The 26,075-nt window shown below is 66.7% G+C and carries 31 protein-coding genes and 1 tRNA gene; 30 read left to right on the top strand and 2 right to left on the bottom strand.

All coding sequences use genetic code 11. The annotated features are described in order from the left end of the window. Positions 1-125: 125 nt before the first annotated feature. A complete protein-coding gene (locus ACIQWA_RS39890) occupies positions 126-1,727 on the top strand; it encodes a recombinase family protein (protein WP_402491845.1) in 1,602 nt (533 codons plus the stop codon). Between the two features lie 710 nt (positions 1,728-2,437). Beyond that, a tRNA-Gly gene (locus ACIQWA_RS39885) sits at positions 2,438-2,513 on the top strand. Positions 2,514-2,523: 10 nt separating this feature from the next. Here the strand turns inward: ACIQWA_RS39885 and ACIQWA_RS39880 are convergent. Then, entirely contained in the window at positions 2,524-2,841 is a 318-nt protein-coding gene (locus ACIQWA_RS39880) for a hypothetical protein (RefSeq protein ID WP_402491842.1), read from the bottom strand. Positions 2,842-3,142: 301 nt separating this feature from the next. On the opposite strand from ACIQWA_RS39880, the gene ACIQWA_RS39875 reads away from it, so the two are divergent. Further along, positions 3,143-3,490, top strand: a complete 348-nt coding sequence (locus ACIQWA_RS39875; protein WP_402491839.1) for an HNH endonuclease — start codon at positions 3,143-3,145, stop codon at positions 3,488-3,490. Positions 3,491-3,739: 249 nt separating this feature from the next. Here ACIQWA_RS39875 and ACIQWA_RS39870 read toward each other — a convergent pair whose 3' ends face one another. After that, positions 3,740-4,177, bottom strand: coding sequence for a hypothetical protein (locus tag ACIQWA_RS39870; protein WP_402491837.1), 438 nt, complete (start codon positions 4,175-4,177; stop codon positions 3,740-3,742). Between the two features lie 609 nt (positions 4,178-4,786). Between ACIQWA_RS39870 and ACIQWA_RS39865 the strand changes: the two genes are divergently transcribed. The 27 genes from ACIQWA_RS39865 (at position 4,787) to ACIQWA_RS39735 (ending at position 26,006) form a co-directional block, all read left to right on the top strand. Next, positions 4,787-5,269, top strand: a complete 483-nt coding sequence (locus ACIQWA_RS39865; protein WP_402491835.1) for a P27 family phage terminase small subunit — start codon at positions 4,787-4,789, stop codon at positions 5,267-5,269. Then, the gene (locus ACIQWA_RS39860; protein WP_402491832.1) at positions 5,247-6,947 is read left to right on the top strand and encodes a terminase large subunit; all 1,701 of its coding nucleotides are present in this window, start codon (positions 5,247-5,249) and stop codon (positions 6,945-6,947) included. The genes ACIQWA_RS39865 and ACIQWA_RS39860 overlap by 23 nt, the downstream gene beginning before the upstream one ends. Positions 6,948-7,017: 70 nt before the next feature. Continuing rightward, complete coding sequence (locus ACIQWA_RS39855; protein WP_402491830.1) at positions 7,018-7,389, top strand: hypothetical protein; 372 nt, start codon at positions 7,018-7,020, stop codon at positions 7,387-7,389. Further along, complete coding sequence (locus tag ACIQWA_RS39850) at positions 7,379-8,440, top strand: phage portal protein (protein WP_402491827.1); 1,062 nt, start codon at positions 7,379-7,381, stop codon at positions 8,438-8,440. Before ACIQWA_RS39855 ends, ACIQWA_RS39850 begins: the two co-directional genes overlap by 11 nt. After that, complete coding sequence (locus tag ACIQWA_RS39845) at positions 8,440-9,450, top strand: hypothetical protein (protein ID WP_402491824.1); 1,011 nt, start codon at positions 8,440-8,442, stop codon at positions 9,448-9,450. The genes ACIQWA_RS39850 and ACIQWA_RS39845 overlap by 1 nt, the downstream gene beginning before the upstream one ends. 8 nt (positions 9,451-9,458) lie before the next feature. Further along, positions 9,459-10,019: a hypothetical protein gene (locus ACIQWA_RS39840; protein ID WP_402491821.1), complete on the top strand. Its 561-nt coding sequence runs from the start codon at positions 9,459-9,461 to the stop codon at positions 10,017-10,019. Positions 10,020-10,115: 96 nt separating this feature from the next. Beyond that, on the top strand, positions 10,116-11,072 hold the full coding sequence (locus tag ACIQWA_RS39835) for a major capsid protein (protein ID WP_402491818.1): 957 nt from the start codon (positions 10,116-10,118) through the stop codon (positions 11,070-11,072). Positions 11,073-11,257: 185 nt separating this feature from the next. Beyond that, positions 11,258-11,818 carry a hypothetical protein gene (locus ACIQWA_RS39830; RefSeq protein WP_402491815.1) on the top strand — a complete coding sequence of 187 codons (561 nt, stop codon included), beginning with the start codon at positions 11,258-11,260 and terminating at the stop codon, positions 11,816-11,818. Further along, complete coding sequence (locus ACIQWA_RS39825; protein WP_402491812.1) at positions 11,815-12,159, top strand: hypothetical protein; 345 nt, start codon at positions 11,815-11,817, stop codon at positions 12,157-12,159. Before ACIQWA_RS39830 ends, ACIQWA_RS39825 begins: the two co-directional genes overlap by 4 nt. Then, complete coding sequence (locus tag ACIQWA_RS39820; RefSeq protein WP_402491810.1) at positions 12,156-12,416, top strand: hypothetical protein; 261 nt, start codon at positions 12,156-12,158, stop codon at positions 12,414-12,416. The genes ACIQWA_RS39825 and ACIQWA_RS39820 overlap by 4 nt, the downstream gene beginning before the upstream one ends. Continuing rightward, positions 12,406-12,813: a hypothetical protein gene (locus ACIQWA_RS39815; protein ID WP_402491807.1), complete on the top strand. Its 408-nt coding sequence runs from the start codon at positions 12,406-12,408 to the stop codon at positions 12,811-12,813. The genes ACIQWA_RS39820 and ACIQWA_RS39815 overlap by 11 nt, the downstream gene beginning before the upstream one ends. Before the next feature lie 82 nt (positions 12,814-12,895). Further along, positions 12,896-13,459, top strand: coding sequence for a hypothetical protein (locus tag ACIQWA_RS39810; protein ID WP_402491804.1), 564 nt, complete (start codon positions 12,896-12,898; stop codon positions 13,457-13,459). A 44-nt stretch (positions 13,460-13,503) separates the two neighbouring features. Continuing rightward, a complete protein-coding gene (locus tag ACIQWA_RS39805) occupies positions 13,504-13,815 on the top strand; it encodes a hypothetical protein (protein WP_402491801.1) in 312 nt (103 codons plus the stop codon). Positions 13,816-14,203: 388 nt separating this feature from the next. Next, complete coding sequence (locus ACIQWA_RS39800; RefSeq protein ID WP_402491799.1) at positions 14,204-16,552, top strand: phage tail tape measure protein; 2,349 nt, start codon at positions 14,204-14,206, stop codon at positions 16,550-16,552. Further along, positions 16,553-17,410 (top strand): phage distal tail protein, encoded by an 858-nt coding sequence (locus ACIQWA_RS39795; RefSeq protein ID WP_402491796.1) that lies wholly within the window; start codon positions 16,553-16,555, stop codon positions 17,408-17,410. 10 nt (positions 17,411-17,420) lie between these two features. Further along, the gene (locus ACIQWA_RS39790; protein WP_402491793.1) at positions 17,421-18,533 is read left to right on the top strand and encodes a hypothetical protein; all 1,113 of its coding nucleotides are present in this window, start codon (positions 17,421-17,423) and stop codon (positions 18,531-18,533) included. Between the two features lie 6 nt (positions 18,534-18,539). After that, positions 18,540-19,640 (top strand): hypothetical protein, encoded by a 1,101-nt coding sequence (locus ACIQWA_RS39785; RefSeq protein WP_402491790.1) that lies wholly within the window; start codon positions 18,540-18,542, stop codon positions 19,638-19,640. Between the two features lie 358 nt (positions 19,641-19,998). Beyond that, complete coding sequence (locus ACIQWA_RS39780) at positions 19,999-20,142, top strand: hypothetical protein (RefSeq protein ID WP_402491787.1); 144 nt, start codon at positions 19,999-20,001, stop codon at positions 20,140-20,142. 259 nt (positions 20,143-20,401) lie between these two features. After that, on the top strand, positions 20,402-20,671 hold the full coding sequence (locus ACIQWA_RS39775; protein WP_363622520.1) for a hypothetical protein: 270 nt from the start codon (positions 20,402-20,404) through the stop codon (positions 20,669-20,671). Positions 20,672-20,757: 86 nt separating this feature from the next. After that, positions 20,758-21,573, top strand: coding sequence for a LysM peptidoglycan-binding domain-containing protein (locus tag ACIQWA_RS39770; protein WP_402491783.1), 816 nt, complete (start codon positions 20,758-20,760; stop codon positions 21,571-21,573). A gap of 118 nt (positions 21,574-21,691) precedes the next feature. Beyond that, positions 21,692-21,976, top strand: coding sequence for a hypothetical protein (locus tag ACIQWA_RS39765; RefSeq protein ID WP_402491781.1), 285 nt, complete (start codon positions 21,692-21,694; stop codon positions 21,974-21,976). Continuing rightward, positions 21,973-22,551, top strand: coding sequence for a hypothetical protein (locus ACIQWA_RS39760; RefSeq protein ID WP_402491778.1), 579 nt, complete (start codon positions 21,973-21,975; stop codon positions 22,549-22,551). The genes ACIQWA_RS39765 and ACIQWA_RS39760 overlap by 4 nt, the downstream gene beginning before the upstream one ends. Before the next feature lie 235 nt (positions 22,552-22,786). Beyond that, on the top strand, positions 22,787-23,521 hold the full coding sequence (locus ACIQWA_RS39755; protein ID WP_402491847.1) for a hypothetical protein: 735 nt from the start codon (positions 22,787-22,789) through the stop codon (positions 23,519-23,521). An 86-nt stretch (positions 23,522-23,607) separates the two neighbouring features. Then, complete coding sequence (locus tag ACIQWA_RS39750; RefSeq protein ID WP_402491775.1) at positions 23,608-24,303, top strand: hypothetical protein; 696 nt, start codon at positions 23,608-23,610, stop codon at positions 24,301-24,303. Positions 24,304-24,378: 75 nt separating this feature from the next. Beyond that, entirely contained in the window at positions 24,379-25,410 is a 1,032-nt protein-coding gene (locus tag ACIQWA_RS39745) for a DNA cytosine methyltransferase (protein ID WP_402491772.1), read from the top strand. Beyond that, a complete protein-coding gene (locus ACIQWA_RS39740; RefSeq protein ID WP_402491769.1) occupies positions 25,403-25,684 on the top strand; it encodes a hypothetical protein in 282 nt (93 codons plus the stop codon). The genes ACIQWA_RS39745 and ACIQWA_RS39740 overlap by 8 nt, the downstream gene beginning before the upstream one ends. 196 nt (positions 25,685-25,880) lie before the next feature. Then, a complete protein-coding gene (locus ACIQWA_RS39735) occupies positions 25,881-26,006 on the top strand; it encodes a hypothetical protein (protein WP_402491766.1) in 126 nt (41 codons plus the stop codon). Positions 26,007-26,075: the final 69 nt, after the last annotated feature.

Here is a 26,075-nt window from a genome sequence, read left to right as displayed (position 1 = left end):
GGAGCAGATACAACACCCGGTGTTCTGCTCGGCAGCGGACCGTTTCCGCAGGTCACAAGGGGTACGCCATGGGAACGGCCACGCTCACGCGCTCGACCGGGACACCTTCGCCCTTCACAACAGGTATGAACGAGACGCCGATCACGGGGGTGTGCCCCTGCCACGGACTTCCGCAGGCGGACCTGTTGCTCCGCAAGTCCAAGGTGGTCCGAGAGGGCGAACGCGCGCTCAGCATCCGCGACCAGGAGCACCGGGGCCGGGCATGGGCCGCCGAACACGGCTACTGCGTCCGCAAGGTCTGGCGCGAGAACCTGTCCGCCTGGTCTGACGTGCGGCGCCCGAAGTACGACGCAGCCATGGCGGCGGTCCTGCTCGGCGAGGTTCCGTGCCTGTGGGTATACGCGCTCGACCGATTCAGCCGGAAGGGCGCGGAAGCGGTTGTGCCGATCCTCGGCAAGGCCCGCGTCATCTTCGACTACGAGCGTCTTGACTCGATGGACGAGCGGGACCGCCGTTGGATCATCGACCGCGCCGAGAACGCCCGCGAGTACAGCCAGCGGCTTAGCTACAACGTCACCAACACCAAGGCCACTCAGCGGAACGAGGGGCGTTGGCTGGGCAAGGCACCGTTCGGCGTGGTGGTCGATCCCGCAACCCGCAAGCTCCGCCCGGACACCCGGCCGTACATGTGCCTGGTGCAGGGCCGCCGGGAAGTCACTCCGTGGGAGGTGATCAAGCGGGTAATCACCGAGGTTGCAAACGGTGTGTCGGGGCGCGCACTGGCCCTGAAAATGAACAAGGAAGGCTTGCGGACCGTGAACGGCGCCCAGTGGCGCATTTCGCAGATTCGCGACATTGTGAACCACCCCGTGTTTGAAGGGTGGCTGTCCGTTTCTAAGCGGCCGTCCATGGATCAAATCCCGTACCTGAACGAGAAGGGCGAGAAGGTCCGGTGCGTTGAAAAGAGCGTGCTGCCGGAGATGATCCCCGCCGCGCTTGCCGCTAAGGCGCGCCGGATGCTCACGGGTAACCAGGTCATGCCCAACACCCCGCGTCCGGGCCGAGCCTCTAAGCCGCTCACCGGTCGCGTGAAGTGCTCGGGGTGCATGCTGGGAATGATCTCGGACGGGAATTCCTACATCTGCACCTCCTTGACCCACGGGGCGCTCTGCCCCGCTCCGGCCCGCGCTTCGGCCAAGTGCCTTGAAAGGTTCGTGGTGGAGCAGTGGGCGGACCGACTCCACCGCGCGGACGACGACGACGAAATCATGATCGCCGTTGCTGAGCGCTGGCAGGCTCTCAACCGCCCGGACGACAACCAGGCGTTGCAGGATGCCCGCGCGGAACTCCGGGCAGCGCAAGCCAAGCTCGACAAGTTCCACCAGGACGACCGGGAAGGGTTCTACACGGGCCGCTCCGCCCGGTACCGCATCCCCACGAAGAACGCGGCGGAAGCGCGCGTGGACGCTGCCGAGGCGCGCGTGCGAGAGCTGTCCAACGATGGGCCCGTGGACGTGACGTTCCTGTTCGAGGGGGAGGCAGCGAAGCACTGGGAGGCTGCCGCGCCGGAACTCCGTCGGGACTTGCTCGGCCTGGCCATAGACACCGTGATCGTCTGCAAGTCCCCCGGCGGGCGTGGTACCCGGTTCAAGGGCGCCGAGCGTGTGACGTTCCAGTGGGCCAAGCCCGCCGAGCCCGACGCAGAAGACTTCGCACAAGCCGCGTAGCGCCCCTAGACGGCCCTTAGAGCCCCGGTTGGTCCCTCCGGACCGGCCGGGGCTTCCTGCTGCCCGCAGACGGGCCTCTGTGGCCTCGGCCCCGCCGGCTCCGGTCCCGGCTCGGCCAACAGCGGCGGTGCAGACGGGCCTCTGTGGCCTCGGCCCCGCCGGCTCCGGTCCCGGCTCGGCCAACAGCGGCGGTGGTGAGTGGTGGTTAGTACCTATTTTTTAGAACACATAGAAAAACATAGGAAAAACCAGAAACAGGGCCCCAAGCACAACTGCACCACGCGGCCGGGAAACCTCCGCCCTTCACTATGGCGAAGGAAGAGAGCGCCCCCGGCCAGCCGGGAAACCTCCGCCCTTCACTACAGCGAGGGAACGAAGCGCCCCGGGGTGCCCGGGAAACCTCCGCCCTTCACTCCTTACGAGAGCGGGTTACCGCGCACCCATCCCACACGGGGGCACTCGGCGGACTGAGTGCCCGCTCTCGGAGCAGCGTCGCCCGTGCACCACGCACCCCGCGAGGGGTGGCCGCCGGAGTCGTGAGGCGACGCGCGGGGACCGAGCCGCCCATGAGTAACCCCGTCCGCCAGGGCGGGCCGAAAGGGGTTGAACAGGCTCGGTCCCCACCACACCAGGACCACCAGGAACGGCACCGTACGGCGCATGCTGCGGGGTGCCCGAGGCGGGGTGACACGGTTCGCCCGCCACACAGAGCCCGCCTAGCCCAATCGGCGAGGCAGCGTGCCCACCAAGGCGCGTGTCATCCCGGTTCGAGTCCGGGGGCGGGCACTACACGGGACTACCGTGCGACTTCCCCGGGGGGTCGCAGCACTTCCCGTACCTTGTCCAGCCCCACGGCCTGAATCAGTCCGGCGGTGCTTGCGACGAACTTACGGCCTACGGGGATCACCTTCACCAGGGCGTGATACCCGCCGGTCTTGGCGAGCTTCCGTCCGTCTGCCACGGGGATGCCGAGGATTTCGGACGCGGTGTCGAGCGGCACCGTGGGCGGGAGTTCGTAGTCCGGGGCGGTCGCGGAGTTGTCTCCCCGGACGGCCAGAACCAGATCGGCGGCGGGGTCGAGGGCGGGCCCGATCACGGGCTGTTCGTCGGTCATGTCCTACCTAGTTCGTCTCGGAGGTGTAGGCATCGCGCCATGTGCGGTGTGCTTCGGTCACGGGCCACTCGGCCACTGTGGCGATTCCCTCGCCCTGGTGGAGCCTTACGGACTCGTCAAGGCAGCAGTCCCCGCAGACGTTGATGTCTCGGTCTGCGGTGGCTCGGGAAGCGCCGCCCTGGTCGTCGTCTCGGTAGAGCGGGCCATGGCAGCGAGGGCAGACGGATTCCATTGTTCGACCGTAGCCAAGTAGTCCGCTAGGCACGCTGGTTGTTCGAAATTGACTGCTTGGGGGTCAGGCATGCGCTGTATCGACTGTTTGGAGCCGGCGACCCACCGGGGCCGGTGCGCGGAGCACCACCAGGCGTACGAGGGGCGTGCGAGCGTCCGTGCTCGGCGTGCCCGTCAGGCTGTGATCGCTCGGGGGAACTCGGCTGCTGCGCGGCTGCGGAAGCGGCTCCGGCGGGCCGGTAGAGCGACGTGCGGGCGGTGCGGGTTGGACTTCCTGCCCTCGGCCGTGGACGTGGACCACCGGACGCCCCTCGCCCTCGGGGGTGAGGACGTGGACTCGAACGTGTGGCCGCTGTGCCGCCCCTGCCACAAGGCCAAGACGCGCACGGACTTCGGGGCGTCCAATCCGCCGTTCTGATCGGGGAGGGGGAACTACCGTGTTCGCCATGTCTGACTACGAAGTTGACGGCCGAGAGCTTGCGTACCCGCTGCTGTGTGTGCTTCGCGGTCGGCGGGTTCGGTGCAGTGCCCGCCTGTTGAACGGTGACGGCCCCCATGTTGTGACGCTGTGCCGCAAGGTCGGCGTTCCGGCCGGACCAGGTGACGGGCTCGGCCGTTGCCAGGGCTGCGCGAAGCGGCCGAACCCGCAGAACCAGCGAAGCTACGTCTAGAGCTTGACGACCAGCAGCGCGGACAGCCACAGGCAGAACCAGTGCTGCCCCTGGTCCACCAGGTAACGGCCCTGGTCGGTCCGTGCCCATTCCGGGCTGTTGGTGAGGATCATGAACCGGACCACGGGCCAGCGTCGATCCCAGAAACCATGCGAGAGCGCCGAGAACCCGACTCCGGCCGCGCAGCCGGCCAGGGTGACGCGGAGCGCCAGGGCGAGGACCACCACGGCCAGCATGGCGCCCATCACGGCGTGGTAGCCGATGAGGTGGCCGAGCATCGCCCGCCAGGACTGCGCGGGGGTGGTCGTGCTGTCCGCCTCGGGGCGGCCCTTGTGCGCTGCCTGGTGGTCTGTCTGCCAGCAGTGATCCGCCCACTGATGGGCGGTCAGAAGCGTGATGAGTACTGCGGCGAACGTGCCTGCGGTGCTGTGCATGAACCCCTCCGGTTTGGAAGGGGCGGCCCCCATGGTCGCCCGCATATAGGCATTCGTGTCAAGTGGTTTTTTACGGAACCCCCACATATGCCGAGCTACCTGCCCGTATGTCGAGGAGGCCCCCATGCCGCGTAGACCCCGCCCCCCGTGCTCGGTGCCCGGGTGCCCCGAGCTGACCGCCCGTGGTGGCCGCTGTGCCGCTCACGAGCGGGAGGCCGAGGCCCTGCGCGGGAGCACTGCTGACCGGGGCTACGCGACCCGTTGGCAGCGTGTCCGGCGGGCGTTCCTGTACCGGCACCCGTGGTGTCTGCTGTGCGGCTCGGTGGCCACGGTGGCCGACCACTTCCCGGAGTCGCGTCGTGTCCTGGTGGCTCGCGGTGTGGCCGATCCGGACGGGTTCCATCGGCTGCGGCCGTTGTGCACGCTCTGTCACAACCGAGAGACCGCACAGCGGCAACCGGGCGGCTGGGCTGCGGCCAACGCCAAGCCAATTCGGACATAGGGCGCGTCCCGACCAGGGGGGTACTCCCCTCCCTACCCGCCATTGATCGGCAGGGAGGGAAAAAACTCGCATGGCTAATCCCCTTAGTTTGGTGGAGGTGACTTTCTGTGGCTGTTCCCGGGCAAAAGCCGAAGCCATACATTCAGGCGGTCCGCGAGGGCACTTTCCGTTCCGATCGGAATTCCGAGGGCGCACGGTTCGCCCCGGCGGTCCCTATCGAACCCGATTGGTCCGAGCTGCTGCCGGGTGACGCTGTGGACGACGTGCGGGGCAAGGCTGCGGACGTGTGGCGCCGGACGATTCCGGCCCTGGTGTATTCAGCCGGCCTGACCGACCCACAGCGGGAAACCGCCATCGAATATTGCATCACCGTGGCCCGTCTCTGGCAGGCGGAACGGGAGTTGAGCCGTACCGGCCTGGTGGTCGAGACGGAGCGCGGGAACGTTAAATCCCCGTGGGTGACGATCGTCAATCAGTACCGGAGCCACTTCCGGGCGCTGACTGGCGAACTCGGGCTCTCGCCCGCCTCGGCCACGCGGATTACCCCGCCGGAGAACAGCGGGGGCGATGATGGAGACGTTTTCGACTGACAGCCTGCCCGTCCCGTACGGCGCGCTGCTGGAACTCGGGCTATCCGAGGAGCAGATAGCCGAGGCGATATCCTCGCGGCCCCTGGTGGTCGCTGCGCAGGCTTCACAGGCCCCGGGCGCATTCTTCGACGTGGCGTCTGCCCGCAGGGCGATTACGGCTATCCAGAGTTTCAAGCACACTAAAGGCCGTTGGGGCTCGACCCCGCTTCTGCTGTCGCCCTGGCAAATCGTGTGGGTGATCGCCCCAATATTCGGGTGGCTCGCTCACGACCCCGAGTTGGGTCGTGCAGTTCGCGTGATTCGCTCGGCGTGGATCGAGATTCCCCGGAAGAACGGCAAGTCCACTCTTTCGTCAGGCATTGGCCTGGTGCTGCTGCTCGCCGACCGGGAAACCGGCGCCGAGGTGTACGCGGCGGCCGGCTCGCTGCCGCAGGCCGAGCGAGTATTTGACGACGCTAAGCGAATGGCGCTGACGAGTCGCGCTGTTCGCGGTCGAGTTGAAGTGCTGCGCGGGCTTATCCGCGTGCCTCGGACCGGTGGCGTGTTCCGCGCCCTGTCGAAAATCGCGGAAACCGCTCACGGGCTCAATGTGTCCGGGGCGATTGTCGATGAGGTGCACGTCCATAAAAGGCGCGACCTAATCGACGCGATCGAAACGGGCACAGGTGCTCGGGATCAGCCTTTGGTGGTCTACATCACGACCGCTGATGAGGGCACCGAGGGCAGCATTTACGACGAGAAACACGTCTACACCGAGCGGTGCGCCACCGGGGTTGTTTTCGACCCCGGCCACTATGGCGTCATCTGGGCGGCCGAGGAAGGCGACGACCCTTATTCCGAGGAGACTTGGAGAAAGGCTAACCCCGGGCTCGGGGCGTCCCCCTCGCTGGCCTACATGCGCCGCGAGGCGAACAAGGCCCGGTCCACGCCGAGCTATTTCCCAACCTTCTGCCGGCTGTCGCTCAACCGCCGAATGCGGGCCGCTACTCGCTGGCTCCCGCTCACGCTGTGGGACGCGAATGCGGGCACCGTGGACGACCAGCGTTTCCGGTATCGGCGCGCTTGGGGCGGGGTGGACCTTTCGGCGGTCAGTGACCTTTCCGCGTGGGTTATGGCGGTCGAGTCCCGGCAACCCGGGGTCGAGCTGGAATTGATCTCGCGGTTCTGGCTGCCCGAGGAACGCGCAGACGAATTGGAGCAGCAGCTACAGGTACCGCTTAGGCAATGGGCCCGGGACGGGCTGCTGACGCTCACCGAGGGCGACGCCATTGATTATGACGCGATCGAAAAGCAAATCATCGCGGACTGTCGGCGGCTCGACGTACAGCGGATTTCTTATGACCGCATGTTCGCCGGTCAGCTTGTCCAGCGAATAGAGCAGAAAACCAGGGGCACCGATGTGGTGCCCGTGGCTCAGACCTACTTGGGAATGTCGCCGGGCTGCAAGGAGCTGGAGCGGCTGTTGCGCGAAGGCAGAATTAAGCACGGCGGCAATCCCATTCTCAGGTGGCATGCGTCGGTGGTCGAGGTTTACCGGGACGGCAACGACAATATGCGCCCGGTGAAACCGGATAGGCAGAAATCGAGCGCCCGAATCGACGGGATCGCCGCTGCTGTAATGGCACTTGACGGCTATGTCCGACGCCCCCTGAAACGTGCCCGAGCGGCAAGCGCATAAGGCCCCGCGGCCTGGTTTATGCAAGCTCCGCGGGGCCTTTTTCCTGCCCATTTCTCCTTAAGGGGGCCGCGTGGTTGAGACCCCGCTACAGATGACAGAACGCCTGTACGGCAAGCTACTGCGCCGCAGGCAGGAAGCCCAGAAGTGGAGCGACGCTTACGAGGGCAAGCGCCCGTTGCTGTTCGCTTCGCCGGAATTCAGCTCGCAGAGCGGCGGGCTTTTCGAAGGCTTCTCGGACAACTGGTGCGCTGTCGTTCCTGACGCAACCGTGGAACGTCTTATGCCGTTGGGATTCCGGCTGGAGGACGGTTCGCTAGACCAGGCTGCCGGTAAGGCTTGGCGCCGCTCTGAATGTGACGTGGAGGTGGGGTTGGCCCTGCTGGAAGCGCTGATTACGGGGCGGTCGTACGCCCTGGTTTGGAACAGTGCCGATGCCGGTTGATATCACCTTTCAGAACGCCTCCCATGCCATCGTGGAGTACGTCCCCGGAATGCGCCGCAAGCGTAAGGCGGGGCTGTTGGTCTGGCGTGACTGGGATCTGGAGTTCGCTACCCTTTTCACACCCGAGACTGTTTATAGATGGCAGCGGCCGGCCCGCGAGGGTGGACGGTGGGAAGAACGCACGGCCGGGCTCGGCCGAGGTGAACCGGCCCATGTTCCGAATCCGCTCAAGGTGGTGCCGCTGGTCGAGCTTCCGAACCGCTCGCGGCTGCACGGGAATCCGCGCTCCGAGATTGCTACCGTGCTTCCGCTACAGGATGCCGTTAATACCTTGTGGGCGCATCTCATGACCGCCTCGGACGGGCTTGCCCTTCCGGCCCGTGCGGTGCTGGGAATGGATCGGCCAGTGCGGGAAATCGTGGACCCCGAGAGCGGCGAAGTGGTCGGCGAGGAGGATTTGCCGCTGGACCGATTCCGGTCGGACCGCCTGCTCTGGCTGGAGAAGGAGGGCGCGTCCATCGCGGAATTCTCGGCCGCCGATCTCGACAACTACCTACGGGTTATCGACAAGGCCGTTCAGCACATTGCGGCACAGACGCGCACCCCGCCTAGCTATCTGGCTGGGCAGCTTGTGAATGTGTCGCCCGATGGTGTCGCAGCGTCCGAGGCGGGCCTAGTCGCAAAGGTCACGGAGAGGCAGCGCCATTTCGGCGCGGCGCTCCGCGAGATCATGCGGCTTGAAGCCTTGGCGAATGGCGAGATCGGGCGTGCCGGGGGTCTGCTGCTGGGCTCGGTGGTGTGGCGTGACCCGCAGTTCCGCAGCGATAGTCAGTACTCGGATGCGCTGGTCAAGCTCAAGTCCCTTGGGCTGCCCGATGAGGCGATCTGGGAGCGGATTCCCGGGGTCACGCCCGAGGAAATCGAGCGGTACAAGGGGATGCGCACGGATGCGGCCGGGGCAATCCTCGGCGGCAACGTGGCGGCCCTGTTCGGCCCTAAGCCCGACCAGCCCGAGGACCCGCCCGCCGATACCCTTCCGGAAGCCGCGTAATGCCGTCCTCCGCGACTCTCGCGGCCGACCGGTACACCGAGGTTCAGACGGTTTCCCGCAGCGTCGTAGAGGCGGTGCAGGGCCTTTGGCGGGACGTGCCGGCTGATCGGATTTTCTCCGCGATGCAGGGAGAGACCGGGGCTCAGATTCTCAACGCGGTATTGGCCGGTCAGCTCTCGGCCGCGCAGGGCGCGCAGGTTTTCGTGTCGGGTGCCATGGCGGCCCAAGGGGCGATTGCCGCCCCGCTCGGCGTGCTCGACCCCGGGGCCCTGGTGGGAATTGCCATGGACGGGCGACCGCTCGCAACGATGCTCTACATGCCCGCGATCACCACGGCACAGTCACTCGCCCTCGGCGAGTCCGCCGAGGTGGCCGCGCTACGGGGCATGACTCAACTCGCCATGCTGACCGGGACCACCATCACGGACACCGCCCGCACAGCGAATTCCGTTGCCATGGCGGCTCACCCCCGGTGCATCTCCTACGTGCGTGTGGTCCACCTTCCGGCGTGCGCCCGGTGCATCGTGCTGGCGGGCCGTCAGTATTCCTACTCCACCGGGTTCAAAAGGCATCCCAAGTGTGATTGCGGCATGGAACCGATGTCCGAGCCGGATTACCGGAACGTCAAGTCCCCAGAGGACCTGTTCCGCGAGATGACCCCGGAGGAACAGCGGCGCCGCCTCGGCGAAGCGGGCGTGAAAGCCCTTGAATCGGGCGCCGATCTCGGCCAGATCATCAACGCGCGCCGGGGGATGAGCACCGTTACCGGCGGGGTCCGGGGCGCTCTCAAGACCACCACCGAGGGGACCACCCGGCGGGGAATCGGCTCCAAAGCCATGTCCGCCGAGTACCAGAAACAGACCGGCGTCCGGTTCGGCCAGACAACCGCAGCGCGGGACCGGAGCACCGAGGCCCGCCTAATGCCGGAAACCATCTTCAAGTTGGCCAAGGGCAACCGCGAACTAGAAATCGCGCAGCTCAAGAAACACGGATACATCACCGATTACTAGGGGGACCTATGGCAGACGACCCGCAGACCACTCCGACCACCGGTCCCGAGGGCGACCGCCAGGGCGAGCCGGCTACCGGCTCCGGCGCCCCGTCCACGGGCACCGAGAGTGACCCGGGCACCGAGCCGACCACCGACCAGACCGAGGCCGTCAAGGCGGCCGAGAAGCGCGCGGCGGACGCCGAGGCGGAAGCGGCCCGACTCCGCCGAGCGAACGCGGCCGTCAAGGGCGTGGACCTTGACGCACTGCGGGCCGAGGTCCGCACCGAGTTCACAGAGCAGCTGGTCCGCGCCGAGGTGCGCGCGGCTGCGGCCGGTCGGCTCCGCGATGCCTCGGACGCCCTCGCGCTGCTCGACCTGTCGGCCCTGGCCGGTCCGGGTGGCGAGATCGACGGCAAGGCGGTAACTGCCGCGCTGGAGGCCCTGGTTAAGGCCAAGCCCTATCTTGCGGCGGACGCCAGCGGCCCAACTCCCGCTCACTGGGGCGACGTTGGCGCGGGTCAGCGCGGGACCGCCGAGCCGGAGCCCGCCAGCCCGTACGAGCGTCTGCGGCGCGCGTACTCGGACTGATCTCACGCGCAGAAACGTTCCTGCGCTTCCCTTCCCGAGGGCCTACCCGATTCCGGGCGGCCCTTTTTTCATGCCCAAATCAGGGGGAATTCCTAGATGGCACTTACTCTCGCAGAGGCCGCGAAGCTCTCGACTACCGATCTCCAGAGGGGCGTTATCGAAACGTTCGTGCAGGAGTCGAGCATTCTCGACCGAATCCCGATGCTCACCATCGAGGGCAACGCCTACGCCTACAACGAGGAATCGGCGCTTCCGGGCGTTGAGTTCCGAGCGGTCGGCGGCAGCTACTCGGAGAGCACCGGCACGGTCAACCAGAAGTCGGAATCCCTGGTCATCCTCGGTGGTGACGCGGACGTGGACCGATTCATTGTCAAGACGCGCGGTAACCTCAACGATCAGCGCGCCATTCAGACCCGAATGAAGGTCAAGGCGGCAAGCTACAAGTTCGCCGAAACCTTTTTCAATGGCGACGTTGCGACCGATCCGAAGAGTTTTGATGGTCTGCGGAAGCGCCTGACGGGTGGTCAGGTTCTGTCGGCCGGCGCCAACGGCGCGCCGATCCTGGGCAACGGCTCGACCGACCCGCACACCTTCTTTGACCTGCTGGATTCCCTGGTGGCGTCCGTCCCGGGCCTCACCGCGTCCAATGGCGCGATCTACGCCAACCGGCAGGTAATCGGCAAGGTCCGCAGTGCGGCCCGCCGAATCGGCGGTGTCGAGATCGTGCGCGAGGATCTGACCGGTAAGCGGGTCGTGACTTACAACGGTATTTCGCTGCTCGACCCCGGCCAGACTGCGGCGGGCGTGGATATCCTCCCGCAGAACGAGACGCAGGGAACCGCCACCGACGCGAGTTCCATTTACGCCGTGAAGTTCGGCCAGGGCGAGGACGACCGCGCCGTTACCGGTCTCACCAACGGCGGCGTCCAGGCTTATGACCTGGGCGAGCTGGAGACCAAGCCGAGTTACCGCACCCGCATTGAGTTCTACTGCGGCGTGGCGGTTTTCGGCGGCAAGGCTGCGGCCCGCCTTAACGGCGTTCTCGCCAAGTAAGGAAAGGGGACGGAATGCCGCCGCGTAAGCGCGCTGCGGCGCCTGTTCCCCGACTTCCGCACGCGGATTCCTGCGACGCCCCGTCCCGATTCGAGCGCTTCCCCGTGCTCGACCAGGACGGGGCCGAGCGGACCGTGACGCGGTGCATCGGGTGCGGCGCCCAACTGATCAAGTAGGAGGCGGAGTTGAGTACGACACTGCCCCCGCTCGCCACGGTCGCCGACCTTGCCGGGTGGCTGCAACGGACAACCGAGGAGCTGCCGGAGTCGGCCGCCCTGGTGCTCGACACCGCCTCGGCGGTCGTGCGGGCCGAGGCTGGCCAGCGGTTCACCAGGGGGACCACCACGGTTGCCGTGACGCCTCGGGGCTCGGTTGCCTACCTGCCCCAACGCCCGGTCGTTTCAGTGCAGTTGGTCCGCCGGGGCGGCATCGTGCTGCCCGCCGAGGACTACCGGCTGTGGCGGGACGAACTGCACTTCCGGCAGCTCGGGTTCGGCCCGGCCTACGTCACGTACACCCACGGGTACGCCGAGGTTCCGGCGGACGTGCGGGCCCTGGTGCTCACGCTCGCCGGCCGGGTGCTCACCAACCCCCGGGACCTGCGGCAAGAGTCGGTCGGGGCCGTCTCGGTGACCTACGCGGCCGAGACCATCGGGGCGTCTCTGGCCCCGGTCGAACGTGACCAGCTCGCCCGCTACCGGCGCCGTGCTGCGGTGCTGCCCCTCGGCGGGGGGTGGCCCTGGTGACGCTGCTGTACGCACAGACCGTGGTCGTGCTTCGGGCCCCGGCCGTGGTGGACCGCTATGGCAACGAGGGGACCGCCCGCGATTGGTCGGCCGCCACCAGGACCACGGTCCGCCGGGTGGCCGTGCAGCCGGACGTGTCCACCGAGGCCGAGGGCGACCGCCAGGCCGTCGTCACCGGGTGGCGCCTGGTGACCCGCCCCGGGGCGGATATCGACCTGGTGCCCGGTGATCGGGTCGTGGCGCTCGGCCGGCTGCTGGAGGTGGACGGCGCGCCCGCCCGGTTCAGCGTGGGCGACCGGCACCACCACACCGAGGCCCGGTTGAAGGCGGTGGACGGGTGAGGAAGTTCCGGCCGAACAAGTCCGGCATCAACTCGCTGATGAAGACCCCGGAAACCGGGGCCGAGGTCCGCCGCATCGCGCAGGCAATCGCCGAGTCCGCCGGATCGAACGACGGGCTGTTCAAGACCGACTCCGCGTTGGGCAAACGTCGTTGGCGCGCGGCCGTGATCGGCAATTACGACTGGCCGAACTCGGGCGGTCTCGCGGGTTCGCGGCGGGACCTGCTGCGGGGCATGGACGGTGCCCATGGCGAGTAGACCGGCCATCGTGATGCCGGACGCCGTAGCGGTCGTCACGGCCTTTCTGCGGGGCGCTCTCGCGGCTTCCGGCCGGGCCGTCCCGGTGGTGTCCCGGGTGCCGAGTCCGCGCCCGCCCGAGTTCGTCCGGGTGCAGCGGATCGGCGGTGTCCGGCAGACCCCGGTAAGCGACCGGCCCCGGCTGGATATCCACGCATGGGCCGAGACCGAATCCGCCGCGCACGATCTCGCGGCACTCTCCCGCGCCCTGCTCGACCAAATCCCCGGGGTGCGCGACGGCGTAACCGTCTACGGGGTGTCGGAAGTCGGCGGCCCCATGTGGCTCCCCGACGACCAGACCAGCACCCCGCGATATGCGTTCGCCGTGGAAATCCACATGCGCGGACGCGCTCTCTAAAACATAAGGAATACGGCCCCGCGGTTCCATTCCCAAATGCGGGGAAATAGAGACCGCGGGGCCCTTTTATAAAGGGGGCCTTTTGTCTCTGAATGCAAATGCGGTACGGGTTGCGATCACGGGCGCTGCGTACGTCGCCCCGAAGGGTACGACCGCGCCGACCGATTCCACGACCGCATGGCCGGCTGCCGCTACCGATATCGGCTGGATCTCGGACGACGGTATTACCGAAAGCAACTCGGCTGACACCAGCGAAATCAAGGGCTGGCAGGGCGGGCAGACCGTCCGAAAGGTCGTTTCCAGCTCGGAAATGACCTTCAAGTTTACGGCCATCGAGACCAGTAAGACCGTCCTTGAGCTGTACCACAAGGGCGCGAAGGTGGTCACCACCAGCGGTAAGAGCGTGCTTGCGATCAAGAGTCCGGGCCCCGACCGCCGGATGTTCGGTTTCGACGTGATCGACGGCAACTCGCATATCCGGATCGTGGTCCCTGACGGGGAGGTCACCGAGACCGGAGATATCACGTACAAGGGCGACGAGGCCCTTTCCTACGAAATGACCGTGACCGCCTACCCCGGTCCTGACGGCACGGTGGCAATCAAGTACTCGGATGATCCGGCGTGGGGCAGCACTCCGGCCCCGTAATTCCGCGAAGAAACGTTCACCCTACGCCGTAAGAGGTACCACAGATGACGAATGCTTTTGATCTTGACGTATGGGTCGCGGAGGCTCGCAAGGAGCCTTTCCGGTTCACCCTGGCGGGCCGTGAGTTCTCGATGCCGTCCGCTGGCGAGCTGGATAAGTCGGTGCTCTCGACCGTGAATATCGAGAACCCGTCCGCCCGGGATATCGGGCTTCTCCTCCGGGCTGGTCTGGGTGACCAGTGGGCCGACTTTGACGTCGTTCCGGCACCGCTGTCCGCCCTAGGCGAGCTGTTCCGCCAGTGGCAGCGACACGAGGGGGCGACGCTGGGGGAATCGCGGGCCTCGGCCGTCTCCTGACCGAGTACGGCGAGGCCATAGAAGCCGATATCCAGCGCTATTACGGCACCGACCTGCGCGACGTGTTCCGGCCCGGTTCCGGGCTGACGTGGCGGCGCCTGCGGGCCCTGGTGGCGCACCTTCCGGCAGATTCCGCACTGGCTCGGGAGATATCCGGTCCCGATGCCGCGTGGACGCTGGAGACACAGCTACTCGCGGCCCTGCACGACCGCCTTTCCGAGGCGAATTGGCAGAGGGGCAACGCAGGCGCGAAACACCCGAGTGCACGCCCGCAGCCGATTCCGCGTCCCGGGGTCAGAGCGGGTCGAATCGGCGGAACGAAGCGGAGTACGGCCGAGGTCGCCGAATACCTGTCCCGGTTCCAGCCGGCCACCGGGGGTGATACCTGATGGCCGTTGAAGTCGGGGTGGGCTATGTCTCCGTCGTCCCGGAAGTCCAGGGGTTCGCCGAGCAGTTGCAAGGGCACGTCACAGGCCCTTCCGAAAAGGCCGGAGAGAGCGGCGGAGAGGCAGCCGGCGAGGGCTTCACCGGGAAAATGGGTGGGGTCCTCAAAGGCTCTCTACTGGCCGTTGGCCTGGCCGCTGCGGCGGTATTGGCCAAGGGGTTCTCCGACGCTCTCGAACAGGGCGCGATCAACGGCAAGATCCAAGCCCAGCTAGGAACGACCCCGCAGGAAGCCGCCCGGTACGGAAAGGCCGCCGGTCAGCTGTACGCAGGCGGGGTCACGGATTCTGTCGAGGAGGCAGCGCAGGCGATATCCGGTGTGATGCGGTCGGGCATCCTTCCGCCGGACGCCACCAATGCGCAGATTGAGAGCATAACCGGCAAGGTCACCGACCTTAGCAAAACGTTCGAGCTGGATTTGGGGCAGACCAGTAATGCGGTCGGCCAGATTCTCAAGAATGGACTTGCCAAGGACGGCACAGAAGCGCTCGACATTCTGACCGCCGGAATGCAAAAGATGGGTCCGCGCGCCGATGACATGGCGGACACATTCAATGAATACAGCACGAAGTTCCGGGATCTGGGACTTTCTGCCGCCGATGCCATGGGGCTTATGTCTCAGGGCATGGCGGCGGGTGCGCGCGATACCGACACCATCGCGGACAGTTTGAAAGAATTTCAAATCCGCGCAACGGACGGAAGCGCGACCAGCAAGGCCGCTTACGAGGCGATCGGGCTTTCCGCCGAGGATATGACCCGCAAGATTGCGGCGGGCGGCCCTGGTGCCCGCGAGGGCCTGCAACAGGTGCTCGACGGCATCAAGGCTATAAAGGACCCCGCCGAGAGGTCACAAGCCGCAGTCGGACTTTTCGGAACTAAGGCCGAAGACCTCGGACAGGCCCTTTTGGCCATGGACCCGAGCACCGCCGTAAAGGCGCTGGGGGACACGGCCGGAGCCGCCGACAAGATGGGCTCCGCCCTGCATGACAACGCGGGCGCGAAGATCGAGCAGTTCAAGCGCTCGATAGAAGTCGGGATCACCAATCTGATTGGTGACAACGTGATTCCGGCGCTGGAGCGCGGGGGCGCCGTGGTGTCCGCCGTGTTCGGCCCTGCGCTGGATTACGGGCGGCAACTCGCCTCGGGTTTCTTCGGCATTTTCAGCGGGCCGGGGCCCGCCTCGGTGGGGGCGTTCGGTCAGACGGTGGTCGGGCTCGGCTCGACCCTGCGCGACGACCTGATGCCCGGAATTCAGGGCATTGTCTCGGTCGCCCAAACGACCCTGCTTCCGGCCTTTCAGGGTCTCGGGCAGGTGGTAGCGGGCGAACTGCTGCCCGCCATGATGACCGTCTATTCGGCGGTCGCCTCGGCGGTCGTCCCGATTCTCTCGGCGCTCGGCCGGATTCTGCTGGAAACCGTCTGGCCCGCCGCAATGCGGGTCTACTCGGCGGTGGCCGAGAATCTAACGCCCATCTTCTCGGCGGTCTCGGACTTCATGCGGGATCGGGTCGCGCCGGCTGTCGAGCTGATCGGCGGCAAGTTGCGCGAACTGGTGGACACGGCACAGCCGGTGGTCTCGGTTGTCTCTGACCTGCTTTCGTGGCTGGGTCAGCTCGCGGCCAACATCGCGGGCGTTGTCGTGCCGATCCTGATTCGCTGGGCTGGCCCGGTGTTCTCCGGGCTGTTCTCGGCGCTGGGAACTGCCATCGGCTGGATTGGGAATTTCATCGGCTGGCTTGGCAGCGTGGCCACGACTGTCCGCGATGCAGCCCGGTCGGTCGGTGACTTTGCGTCGTCAGCCACCGGAAAATTCGGCGAGTTTATCGACTGGTGCAAGTCGCTGCCGGGCAAGATCAAGGATGCTCTAGGCGACTTCGGATCGCTGCTGGTCGAAAAGGGAAAGGACCTGGCGCGCGGCATCTGGGACGGTATTTCCGGCATGGGTGGCTGGCTCAAGGACAAGCTAGTTGGCTGGGCCAAGTCGGCCATTCCTGGGCCTATTGCTGACGCCCTCGGAATTCATTCTCCGTCGCGTGTTCTCGCGGCGCAGGTGGGCCGCTGGATTCCTCCCGGCATCACGGCCGGTATCGACCAGGCCGAGCCCGAGTTGACCGCCCGCCTGCGGGCCCTGGTGGCCGTTCCGGCGGTGCGGGTGCCCGCTCCGGTTCTCGCTCCGGCGGGCCCTGCGGCGGGTGCTGCGGCTCCGTCCATCACGGTCAACGCCCGTACAGGGGCCAGCCCTTGGGAGATCGGCCGCGAGATCGCTTGGCAACTACGCACAGGGGGTGGCTAGTTGGCTGTCTACGACGGGCAGCCGTTCACGATGGAGTACGGGGGCGTCCTACTGGGCGGCCCCGGCTCGGTGGTGCTGCACGAACCCTCGGGGCTGCTGGACAGTCCCGAGGTCCGCAGCTCGGACCGGAGCCTCTTGCAGCGGCACGGCGCGGTGTCCGGGACGGACTACCTCGGGGCCCGCGTGGTGCAGCTCGGCGTCACGGTGCTGGATGACCCGGGCGCCCTCGCGGACGTTCTGCGGGCGTTCCAGCCCGGCGGCGGGGACAAGGTGCTCCGGTTCGCCGTTCCGGGCGTGGCGGGTGACAGGAGCCGGCTGACAGCCCGGGTGCGCAAGCGTTCGGCGCCGCTCGGCGCGGTGTACGCGGCCGGGGCCGCCCGGGTGGACGTGGAGCTGTGGGCGGCCGATCCGCTGCTCTACGCCGACCAGGAGTCCACGGCCCGGGTGCTGCCGGTGAGTCCGCGCGGAAGCGTCCCGGTGTTCCCGATGCGGTTCCCGTGGGGGTTCATGAAAGCGGGTGCCGTATTCATCGCTCCACCCGCTGATATCACCGTGGACGGGAATACCCCGACCTGGCCCGTGTACACGATCACGGGCCCGGTGGTGAACCCGACGATTCTCAACCGCAGCACGGGCGAGCGGATCACCGTGCAACTCACGGTGCCCACGGCCGAGGTGCTGACCATCGACACCCGGTCCCGCGCGGTGCTTCTCAACGGCGCTTCGCGGTACGGCGCTCTGACGCCGGAATCCGTCTGGTTCCCGTTCCGGCCGGGCACGCTGCGGCTCGAATTCGATGACCTGTTGGGCGACAAGTCGCGGGGTGCTGACGTGCGTTGGCGTTCCGCGTGGATTTAGGGGGTGACATATGGCGGGAGGTATCCGCGCACCGATCTACCTGCACAAGGGAGAATACGACTCCGGGGATTTCCGGGCGGTCCTGTCGGATATCCGGGGATTCAATATCGGTGTGATCCCGGGGTCGGCGGGCGATGCGCTCAAGGTGTCGGCTGTTGCCGGAAGTTCGGCGCGCGTTGCCGTAAATGGCGGACGGGCTTGGGTGCCGCTCACAAAGGCTAACGTCCGGGATACCCGGCACGCTTTCTACGTGGATCTTCCGAGCCCCGGCGTGCAATTCAATCTCGGTACCGCATCGGCCACCGCGGACCGTTACGACCTGGTAATTGTGCGCGTTTCCGACGATAACGACGTGACCACCTACGCCGAGGTTCCCCTAGCGAATTACGCGCCCGGGAACATGGCGGCCGGCTGGTGCATTGACGTGGTGCGTGGAACGGACGGTGCGGCGGCCCCAAGTGTGCCGTACGACAGCTATCTGATCCTTGCCAAGGTGCGCGTCAAGAAGGGCGCTACAAGCCTCACAGCGGCCGATATCGAGGATCTGCGGTACTCGACCACGGGCCAGGGTGATCCGACCGTTCTTGCGCCGATCCGCACGGCTGCGGGACAGAGCGTCGCGGCGGTCGCCGGTAGTCAGTCCCGGGGCGGACTGATCTACAACAGCGACGAGGACCGGATTTACGTCAAGGGCGCCACCGACGCTAAACCCCTGGTCAACCGGGCCTTTATGACCGGGCAGACCGGCCGGGGCTCTACCGGCTGGTGGGGCGTGGACTCCCCCGATCTCAACGGGTCGGGCCTGGTGATGCGGTACGACGGGCCGGCCGCCGCGTACGACCGCGTGGGAATCCTGAATTACCAGGTCCGGGTAACCGGCCCCGCAGACCGCGAAGGCTGGCACAGTATTTGGACGTTCAGCGATGCAGCGTTCTACTGGGAATCGCTCCGAAAGTACGAGCGCACAAACCAGGGCCTTACGCCGCACTGGGGTTCGGCGCAGGTTCTCATTCCGAAGAACAAGCCGCTCAAGGTGTGGCATTCGCTGTACTCGCAAGGCGGGTTCGCGCAGTTCGACGAGTGGCAGTCGTATTCACAGATGACTGTCATTCCGCTGGAGTGATGCCCAGTGCCTGACTACCGCGTGATTTACGCCGAGTTCATGTCCGGCGATATCTGGGGCGAACTGGCAGTGACCGATCTCGCGTTCTCGCGGGGTATCAGCGAGCCCGGTTCCGCATCGGTCAAGGTCCCGCTTTCCCTTTTCGACTGGTCGGCACTCAAGCCGTGGCGCGTGCTGGTCTATATCCAGCGCGGGCAACAGATCGTATGGGGCGGGCCCCTGGTCGCTTTCTCGCTCGACCTGGAGAGCGAGACGGCCGAGCTTCATTGTCTCGGCCTGTGGGAGTACTACCGGCACCGGCAGATCACCTATGACGCCGTATTCGTGCAGCGCGACCAGGGCGCCATAGTGCAAAGCCTGGTGCAGGATTTCGCGGACGGCACCGGGCAATACACCTGGAACACCGGCCCGAAAGCGCTCACGTTCGACGCCTCGGCGGCAACCGGCATCCTCCGGGACCGCACCTATCGGGCCTATGAGCGGAAGATGGTGGGACAGGTGGTCGAGGATCTGTCCGGGGTCCGCGACGGTTTCGATTTCCGGATTGATCACTGGTGGTTCGGGGGCCGGATCGTGAATGCGTTCAAGTTCGGCCCGCCCTCGGGGAACCCGAGTGACCTGGTGTTGGAGCACGGGGCGAATTGCGATATCCCGTCCGCCTCGGTGGACGGAACGAGCATGGTCACGGAAGCGGTAGCAACTGGCGGCGGAGAGGCGGAAAACCAGCTCGCGGCCTGGTGGTACAACCTGCCCGCCGAGACCGAGCCCGGCCGCCGGATTCCCCGCCTGTCGGCTGTCCAGTCCCGCCAGGACGTGATCCGGGCGGACACGCTCACCGCGTACGCGCAGCAGATGGTGTCCGAGGGTTCAACTCCCGTCACAATTCCGGCTGTTCGTCTCTACCCATCGGCGTATCCGGGCCCGGGGGACGTGCTGCCGGGGCAACAGGCCCGGGTGCGGGCCCGAGCCGGCGGGCGCCTGGTGCTCGATGGCACGTACAAGATCACCGGGCAGTCGGTGAAGCTCACGGACGGCGGCGAGGAGTGCACGCTGTCCCTGGTGCCCGGGGAGGTGTTCGCCAGTGTCGGGAGCGCTGCAAGTCCCTAGCCTGTCAGGGGAGTTCGCCGAGCTGCGGCGGCGCCTTGACGCGCTGGAGAGGAACCCGAGGACGGGTGCCCGCGACGAGCCGTTGCCCGCATCCCCGTACGAGGGGTGGGGCGCCGGAACGGCTTTCCGAGCGGTTGCACAGATCGGAATCGGGGGGCTGAATCAGCCCGTTATCCGGCTGGATTTCCGGGCCACGGTGTCCGGCTCCGGATTCGTGGAGTTCCGCCTTTACGACGTGGATTCCGGCCGTTTCACCAGCGCCGTGACCGCCCTCGGGGTCGGGGCGAATCAGTGGATTCGCTGCGAATGGCTGCACACCCTTGACCCGCCGCACACCCGGGCCGGGACGTGGCGGCGCGTGCTGCTGCAAGCCAGACAGAGCGTCGGCACGCCGGGCCTGTCCGTGTGGCTCGGCCTGGCCTCGGGGGTGTCCACCAGGACCGCCCCGGGGGCGACCACCGCCGGGGCCTGGTCGGCCGTCTCGGCCCCGGCCGGCTACTGACCAGAGAGGAGAGCGACCGTGCCCGCAGACGCGCAGGCATACACGCTGTCGATCACGCTCCCGCCCGAGGACGTACGGGCCATCGTCACGTACGTGACAGGCCAGGACCCCGGGCCGCCGACAGCAGAGACCATCCGCAGGGCGGGCGAGGAGGTGCAGCGCGTGGCCGAGGCGGCCGTAACCGCCTTACTGCGCAGGACCGTTGACTATCGCCCGCTCGCTGCGGCCGTAACGATCCGCACCGAGGGAACCGACCCGAATGCATCCGTCCCACTCACCGGGCCCGCCGACCCCGCCTGACCAGCTCGGCACGATCCACATCGGTGCCCGAGAGGTCTATGACCAGGTGGTTGGGCTGCGCGAGGACGTGCGCGCCATGGGCCAGCAGGCCGAGGGCGTGCGGGAAGAACTCGCCGACCATGAGTCCCGCCTGCGGGCGCTGGAGGCGTGGCGCTACGCGCTCCCCATCGGCGCCGTGACAGGCGTACTCGCGGCCGTGATCAGCCTGGTGCAAGCGCTCACGAAGTAGCGCACCAGAGAACCGAATACAGAATCCGAGCCCCGTCCGGGCCTACCCGGCGGGGCTTTTGCATGCCCAAAACAGGGGGAAATCAAATGGCACGCATGCCCGGCGCCGAGTGGCGCCCCATTCCCAGCAACTTCACCCGGGGCGGACAGGAGTCCGTACAGGGTGTGGTCATCCACATCATGGACGGCAGTCTTTCCGGTACCGATTCCTGGTTCCGGAACCCTGCCGCGCAGGCCAGTTCGCATTTCGGCACCGGAAAGGGCGGTCAGCTCTACCAGTGGGTGGACACCGCCGATCGGGCGTGGGCGCAGGCTGCGGGCAATCGCAACTGGCTCTCGGTCGAGAACGAGGGGCGCGGCGGTGACTCGCTCACCTCGGCGCAGCTCGACCGGTGCGCGGCCGTCCTGGCGTGGGCTCACCAGGTCTACGGCGTCCCGCTGGCGGTCACCAGCTCGACCGGCGGACGGGGCCTCGGCTACCACGGTATGGGCGGCTCGGCGTGGGGCGGGCACACGTCCTGCCCCGGTTCCGCGATCGTCGCGCAGCTTCCCGAGATCGTCCGCCGCGCGCAGGCCCTCGCGGGTGGCGGTGGTGGCGGCGGCTCGACCGGCGGCACCTACACCGTGCGCTCCGGCGACACCCTGTCCGAGATCGGCCAGCGGCTCGGAATCGACTGGCACAAGATCGCCGAGGCGAACGGCCTGCGGTCCCCGTACGTGCTCCAGATCGGCCAGCGGCTCACCCTGCCGGGTGCCGGCTCGACCACCTACACCGTGCGCTCCGGCGACTCCCTGTCCGTGATCGGGGCCCGCCTCGGGGTGTCCTGGCAGCGCATCGCCGAGGCCAACGGCATTCGCGCTCCGTACGTGATCACCCCGGGCCAGACGCTTCGCATTCCGTAACTCTCCGTCAGCTCCGCGGCGCCCGGCATGTCCGTTTCTGGGTGCATTTTGCAGCTGCTCGGACAGCTGGCCCGCGGGGCCCTTTTCTCACTCTTCGTAACCAGTTTTGGGGGCTCCCTTGAAGTTCATCACGACCCATCCGGCCCGGATCTACGCCGTTCTGGTGGCCGCTCTGGCCCTGGTGGCGCACTACGTGCCGTCCCTGCCGTCCGCCCTGGTGCTCGGCCTGGCGGCGGCCGTTCTCGGCACCGGTGAGGCTGTCCAGCGGGCCGAGGACGGCAAGACCGCGCGGGCCCTGGCCAAGCCCGTCCCGGTCGAGGTGAACGACCACTACGACCAGCACCAGGACGACGAGCGCGACCAGGCCCCGGCACAGGCCGCGCTGTTCCAGGTGAGCGAGTGACCTACCGGCACGTGGCCCTACTCGGCCGGGCCCGGAGCGGTAAGGACAGCATCGCGGGCCGGCTGGTGGAGCGGTTCGCGTTCACCCGGGTTGCGTTCGCCGACTCGCTCAAGCGGGCCGCGCTCGACCTTGACCCGATCATCGGCGCGCAGCCGCTCGGCATGGCCACCCTGCCTATCCGGCTGTCCGAGGTGATCGGCCGGTATGGCTGGGAGCGGTGCAAGGCGGAGTATCCCGAGGTCCGCAGGACGTTGCAGCGGCTCGGCGAGGGCGTCCGCCAGGGCGACGCGGACCACTGGCTACGGCTCGCCCTGGCCAAGGTGGACACCGCCGACCGGTGGAACCTGCCCGTGGTCGTCTCGGACGTGAGATACGCCAACGAGCTTGCGGCGCTTCGGAGTCGGGGCGCCCTGGTGGTCCGTGTCGAGCGGCCCGGGGCCGGAGCCGGCGGGGAAGCCGAGCACCACGTGTCGGAGACCGAGCTAGACCACGCCCCGGTAGACGTGACCGTGCCCAACTCCGGGACGCTGCAAGACCTTTACGCACTCGCGGACACGCTCGCCGTGCGCCGCTGACACAGCGGGCGAACAGGTGGTGCGGTTGTGAACGGGTGGCCTTTCTCCCTTTCTTCTACTTTTTTCTTGTGTATCTAAAAAATAGGAGAGAACCACAACCGCACCACCCCTCGCCCATCAATCCCGAGGGGGGACTATGGCCGGAGCGATCCGGACGATTCAGCGCGGGGGCTCACGGTGGTACGTGGACCCGGTAACCGCGATCAAGTACCCGGGTGTGACTTCCGTGGTCGCCATGCTGCCTAAGCCTTTCCTGGTCTGGTGGGCGGCCCGGATGACCGCTGAAACGGCGGTCGCCAACCTGCCCGCCGTGGCGTCGATCGCCGAGCGGGACGAGGCGGGCGCGGTCGATTACCTGCGCAACGCGCATTCGCGGTACACCAAGCTGCGGGCAAAGATCGGCTCCGAGGCACACGACCTTTTCGAGCGCATGATCCGGGGCGAGATCATCGGCCGCGTCCACCCGGACCTAGAGCCGTACCGGGCCGGTTTCGCGGAGTTCCTTGACGCCGTGCGCCCCGAGCTGGTGCGCGCCGAGGATATCGCCTGGTCGGATTCCCACCAGTACGCCGGTTCTTTCGACGCGATTATCCGCGTCCGCCTCGGCGAGGACGGCAAGCCCGACCACGTAAACGGGGAGTGGCGCACCCTGATTGTGGACTGGAAGACGAGCAAGTCCACGTATCCGGACGTGGCTCTCCAGATGGCCGCTTATGCCCACGCGGACAAGATCATTGCCCCGGACGGTACCGCCGAGCCCATGCCAGAATTCGCTGGGGCTGCTGTTCTGCACATCACCCCGGAGGGCTGGGCATTCAAGCCGGTCCGAATCGACCGCGAGGTCTTCGACGTGTTCCTTACCCTGCGCAAGGTTTTTGACTGGGACCGCGACACTTCTAAGTCCGTGATCGGCCGCGCTATCGCCGAGGGCGCCCGCCGGCTCATCACCGGGACGCAGCGCCGCGCGTAGCTAGACCGTTCTGCAGGACGTAATTTCAGGGGCAGGCTCGACCGGGCCGCGCCCCTTTTTCATGCCCAAAATCAGGGGGACCTTTCATGGCGCTTCGCATTTTCGAAACCGACCCGGCCGCTCGCCCGAAGGCGACTTTCTCTGACGACACCGTGGGCCGATTCTCCGGCGGCAAGCAGGAGAACGGTATTCCCGTGGCGCTGCCCGCGTGGCGCGTCTCCACCGGTGATCCGGAGGTGGCTGCGGCTATCGCTCAGCTCATGGGCGGCGTGGCGGTCGAGACCGATTCCACCAACGAAAACTTTATCGACGTGGAGACCACCGCCGATAAGGTCAAGGTCGTTCTTTCCGGCCCGGACGCCGTTTCGTCCGATCTCAAGCTCTGGAACGGCCCGAGCCTGATTCACCACTGCGATGGTGTGGAATTCCTCAGCCCCGACGAGGACCGAGGCCGGCCGTGCCACTGCCCCGCGCTGATGGAGGACCGAAAGGCCGCCGCTAAGAGCAAGCGCGGCCCGGCTCCGTCCATTTCCGTTTCCTTCCGGCTGGCCGAGGATTACGACCTTGGCGTATTCAAGCTCCAGACCGGTTCTTGGAAGCTCGCCGAGGTCCTGCACGAGGTGGAGAACGCCCTTTCCAAGATTGACGGCGAGGCCCTGTGCTCCCTTGAGCTGGAGCACGTCGAATACACCACGAAGAAGGGCCGTGACGTGAGCTACCGCAAGCCCGTAATCAAGGTCCTTAAGGCGTGGAACGAGGCGATTGCGGACCCGAAGTTCTAGCCGGAAAAGCCGGTCGGGGGCCCCGTGTAAATCAAGCCGCGGGGCCCCTTTCCGTGCCCGGAAGGGGGTATTTCCTTGCCCATTCTCGAACTGTGCGCCGGAGTCGGCGCCCTCGGTGTCGTGGCCGAGCACATCACCTCTGACCAGGTGCGATACGTCGCCGAGATCGACCCGGGCGCCTGCGCCATCCTGGCCGAGCGCTACCCGGACGCCCCGAACCTCGGCAATATCACGGAAATCGACTGGTCCACGCTGGTGGGCGAGGTGGACGTTATCACCTCCGGTTTTCCGTGCCAGGGAATCAGCAACGCCGGACTCCGGAAGGGATTGGAAGATGAACGCTCGGGGCTCTGGTACACGGTCCTTGAAGCGATTCGCGTTCTACGACCCCGAATCGTGTTCCTGGAAAACGTTTCCGCGATTCTTCGCCGTGGCCTCCCGGAAGTCGTCTCAGGCTTGGCCGAGATCGGGTATGACGCTCGATGGTGTTGCATTCGAGCGTCAGATATCGGAGCCGCGCACCACCGGGACCGGTGGTTTTGTGTCGCGGTTCCTCAAGACGCCGACGGCGAATCTTGGGATCAATGGCGGAGCGCAGCACCCCGACAAAAGGCGGGCCCGTGTTCCTCGCGATTCTGCGGGGGGGGGGGGGGGGGGGGGCAGTCTGCCGATTCCCGAAGCCAGCCCCACGGGGCCACGCTCGCCGATGAAGTCTGCTTTCTATTGCCCTACTCCGACAGCCTCAGACGGACTCGGGGGACCGGGGACGGGACCGGCCCGACAGGGCGGGATGAATTTGCGGACGCTGGTCATTCACCTTCCGCATGGTGGGGCGACTACCACCCCGTGATCCACCAGTGGGAAAAGCGGTTCGGCTATCCGGCACCCGCGCCTACCGAACGGGGGCCGCGCGGAGGAATCCGCGTCACGGCCAAGTTTGCCGAATGGCTCATGGGATTTGTCCCGGGCTGGGTGACGGATATTCCCGGGCTCACCCGGGGCCAGCAGCTCAAGGCCGTTGGCAACGCCGTGCAGCCGCAGCAGGCATACGCGGCATTCACACAGCTACTTGAAATCGAATACGAGGGGGAAACCGAGGATGGGTAAGCGGGGGGTCGTCGCCGACTACGGCGGCGAGGAGCTTTACCGGGGTGATCTGATCGCCTACGCGGCACGCCAGGGAAACCGCGTGCGCATGGCTGACGCGATCGTTCTGCGGGTCACTACGCGGCTGGAGAGCGGGCGGCTTCGCCCCATGCTGCTGGTGCGCCCCACCGGAATTGAGTCCGGTTTCGCCAAGCGCCGCACGCTGCGCGCCGAGTGGATTTCCGCCGAACACGTGCGGCTGATCATTCCGGACGCCACGGGCGAGCGCGTCTAGCAATCAACGGGGGACCAATGGAACTGCGAATCACGGCGGAGTCGGCTCCGCCTCTGGGGGACGTGCGCGCGGCGGGGCCGGGTGACGTGGTGGTCATGGTCCCCGGATACAAGACCCGCCCGGACTGGGTGCGGTATCTCGCTGCGGCGGCCCATGCATTCGCCAGGGGGGCCCGAATTCGGCAGGGGGACGGGGCGTGAGCATTCCGTCCGAGCCGTTTGGTTTCTGGCTCTGTGTGTCGCTGCTCGGCGAGGCGGTGTGCCTGCTGGGGCTGATTGGCGCCCTGGCGTATCTGCTGTGGGGGTGGATTGATCGTGAGTAACCCGAACAAGGCCCGGGGGACGGCATGGGAGAGCCGCGTACGGGACTACCTGAATTCGTATCTCGGCCT

This window comes from Kitasatospora sp. NPDC098652, assembly GCF_044760155.1.
Taxonomy (GTDB): domain Bacteria; phylum Actinomycetota; class Actinomycetes; order Streptomycetales; family Streptomycetaceae; genus Kitasatospora.
This window is presented reverse-complemented; position numbering and strand designations above follow the sequence as displayed.

What these genes read in the sequence shown, in the direction of transcription:
- ACIQWA_RS39860 (WP_402491832.1), top strand. Translation starts at nt 5,247, where the DNA reads ATGATGGAGACGTTTTCGACTGACAGCCTGCCCGTCCCGTACGGCGCG.
- ACIQWA_RS39870 (WP_402491837.1), bottom strand. Translation starts at nt 4,177, where the DNA reads ATGCACAGCACCGCAGGCACGTTCGCCGCAGTACTCATCACGCTTCTG.
- ACIQWA_RS39755 (WP_402491847.1), top strand. Translation starts at nt 22,787, where the DNA reads ATGCTGCCTAAGCCTTTCCTGGTCTGGTGGGCGGCCCGGATGACCGCT.
- ACIQWA_RS39890 (WP_402491845.1), top strand. Translation starts at nt 126, where the DNA reads ATGAACGAGACGCCGATCACGGGGGTGTGCCCCTGCCACGGACTTCCG.
- ACIQWA_RS39815 (WP_402491807.1), top strand. Translation starts at nt 12,406, where the DNA reads ATGGCGAGTAGACCGGCCATCGTGATGCCGGACGCCGTAGCGGTCGTC.
- ACIQWA_RS39800 (WP_402491799.1), top strand. Translation starts at nt 14,204, where the DNA reads ATGGCCGTTGAAGTCGGGGTGGGCTATGTCTCCGTCGTCCCGGAAGTC.
- ACIQWA_RS39770 (WP_402491783.1), top strand. Translation starts at nt 20,758, where the DNA reads ATGGCACGCATGCCCGGCGCCGAGTGGCGCCCCATTCCCAGCAACTTC.
- ACIQWA_RS39840 (WP_402491821.1), top strand. Translation starts at nt 9,459, where the DNA reads ATGGCAGACGACCCGCAGACCACTCCGACCACCGGTCCCGAGGGCGAC.
- ACIQWA_RS39875 (WP_402491839.1), top strand. Translation starts at nt 3,143, where the DNA reads ATGCGCTGTATCGACTGTTTGGAGCCGGCGACCCACCGGGGCCGGTGC.
- ACIQWA_RS39750 (WP_402491775.1), top strand. Translation starts at nt 23,608, where the DNA reads ATGGCGCTTCGCATTTTCGAAACCGACCCGGCCGCTCGCCCGAAGGCG.
- ACIQWA_RS39835 (WP_402491818.1), top strand. Translation starts at nt 10,116, where the DNA reads ATGGCACTTACTCTCGCAGAGGCCGCGAAGCTCTCGACTACCGATCTC.
- ACIQWA_RS39790 (WP_402491793.1), top strand. Translation starts at nt 17,421, where the DNA reads ATGGCGGGAGGTATCCGCGCACCGATCTACCTGCACAAGGGAGAATAC.
- ACIQWA_RS39805 (WP_402491801.1), top strand. Translation starts at nt 13,504, where the DNA reads ATGACGAATGCTTTTGATCTTGACGTATGGGTCGCGGAGGCTCGCAAG.
- ACIQWA_RS39850 (WP_402491827.1), top strand. Translation starts at nt 7,379, where the DNA reads ATGCCGGTTGATATCACCTTTCAGAACGCCTCCCATGCCATCGTGGAG.
- ACIQWA_RS39880 (WP_402491842.1), bottom strand. Translation starts at nt 2,841, where the DNA reads ATGACCGACGAACAGCCCGTGATCGGGCCCGCCCTCGACCCCGCCGCC.
- ACIQWA_RS39740 (WP_402491769.1), top strand. Translation starts at nt 25,403, where the DNA reads ATGGGTAAGCGGGGGGTCGTCGCCGACTACGGCGGCGAGGAGCTTTAC.
- ACIQWA_RS39775 (WP_363622520.1), top strand. Translation starts at nt 20,402, where the DNA reads ATGCATCCGTCCCACTCACCGGGCCCGCCGACCCCGCCTGACCAGCTC.
- ACIQWA_RS39845 (WP_402491824.1), top strand. Translation starts at nt 8,440, where the DNA reads ATGCCGTCCTCCGCGACTCTCGCGGCCGACCGGTACACCGAGGTTCAG.